Annotated in this window: 3 protein-coding genes; all 3 read right to left on the bottom strand. The window is 49.3% G+C overall.

What is annotated here, in order from left to right; all coding sequences use genetic code 11:
• Positions 1-416, bottom strand: a 416-nt coding sequence (locus PMI05_RS25145) for an NTP transferase domain-containing protein (RefSeq protein ID WP_007728019.1), incomplete at its 3' end; no start/stop codon positions are given.
• Positions 413-619 (bottom strand): hypothetical protein, encoded by a 207-nt coding sequence (locus PMI05_RS25140; protein WP_007728018.1) that lies wholly within the window; start codon positions 617-619, stop codon positions 413-415. The genes PMI05_RS25145 and PMI05_RS25140, both read right to left, overlap by 4 nt.
• 53 nt (positions 620-672) lie before the next feature.
• The coding region (locus PMI05_RS25135; protein WP_007728010.1) for an SIS domain-containing protein at positions 673-1,426 on the bottom strand (754 nt) is incomplete at its 5' end.

Raw genomic sequence — 1,426 nt, 5'->3', positions numbered from 1 at the left:
CCATAGCCTGTAGGCTCGTCCACAATGGCGGTCAAAACCGTGGCTGCTGCCTGTTTTAGTTGGTGATACTCGAGCAAACTTCGCAGCGTTTGTTCTTGTACGAGCGGTGTATCACCATTCATGACAATCGTTACGCCATCCTGCGCCCCGAGAATTTCGTGGCTCATCCAAACTGCATGAGCGGTACCAAGCTGTTCCGATTGATACGCATACTGAACACGGTTTTTCAGCTGCTCTTTGACCACTTCGGCTCCGTGACCGACAACGACGACCAAGTGGCGAAGTGACAATGCCTCCAATGTCTCTACAACATGTTCAATCATCGGCTTCCCGCAGATTGGATGCATGACCTTGTAGAGCGAAGATTTCATTCTGGTTCCTTTTCCTGCTGCGAGTACTACTGCATGTATGTTCATCCTATCGCCTCCGTCTTGGTCAGCTCCCCTTTTGCAAGCTGACCTTGTTGGATTTGCTGATCGAAGTATGGTTTCAATTCATAAGTCAGTGTGTCAATCATCATGGTCAAATCAATGTCTTTCCTCTGCACGCCCAGCTGATAGGCCTGAAGCATAATCTCCAGTAATTTCTCCTGATTCAACGTCCGCTTCGAGGTGTTCATTCATCCTTCCCCCTTCTTGAATGCTCTACCTTCCTTACGACTGACGGTTGTGTTTACTCAACTGTTACACTTTTTGCCAAATTTCGTGGACGATCTACGTCATTGCCGAGCGCAACAGAAGTGTAATAGGAAATGAGCTGGAGGGGGATAACGCCTAGAACAGGTGTAAGCAAGGCATCCACCTGCGGAATCAGGCAAACATCATCAACCGAGCGATGCAGCTCTACATGTCCATCTAAGGTAATACCGAGAACCTTTGCTCCACGGGCTTTCACTTCTGTAATATTACTGATCATTTTCTCATGCAGCTCATCCTGTGTAGCCAAGGCGATGACTCTCGTTCCCTCTTCGATCAGTGCCAGCGTGCCGTGCTTTAGCTCCCCTGCCGCATACGCCTCCGAGTGAATATACGAGATTTCCTTCAGCTTAAGCGAGCCTTCCATAGATACTGCATGATCGAGTCCTCGTCCGATGAAAAACAGATGCTGCTCGTCCTTGATCGATTCAGCGAAATGACGTATCTCATCTGCATGTTCGAGAATATACTCAACTTGATCCGGGAGACCGGTCAGTTGGTCAAGCAATGAGGCACGGGTGTCAGCGTCCAGTGTTCCCTTCGCTTGCGCCAAATAGATGCCGAGCAAGTAAAACGCAATCAGCTGCGAGGTATATGCCTTCGTCGAAGCAACCGCGATTTCCGGACCTGCATTTGTCGTAATCACGTCATCGGCATCACGGGCAATCGAGCTACCGACTACATTCGTAATAGCGAGTACTGCTGAACCGTTTCGTTTGGCTTCACGCATG

This window comes from Brevibacillus sp. BC25, assembly GCF_000282075.1.
Lineage (GTDB): Bacteria > Bacillota > Bacilli > Brevibacillales > Brevibacillaceae > Brevibacillus.
This window is presented reverse-complemented; position numbering and strand designations above follow the sequence as displayed.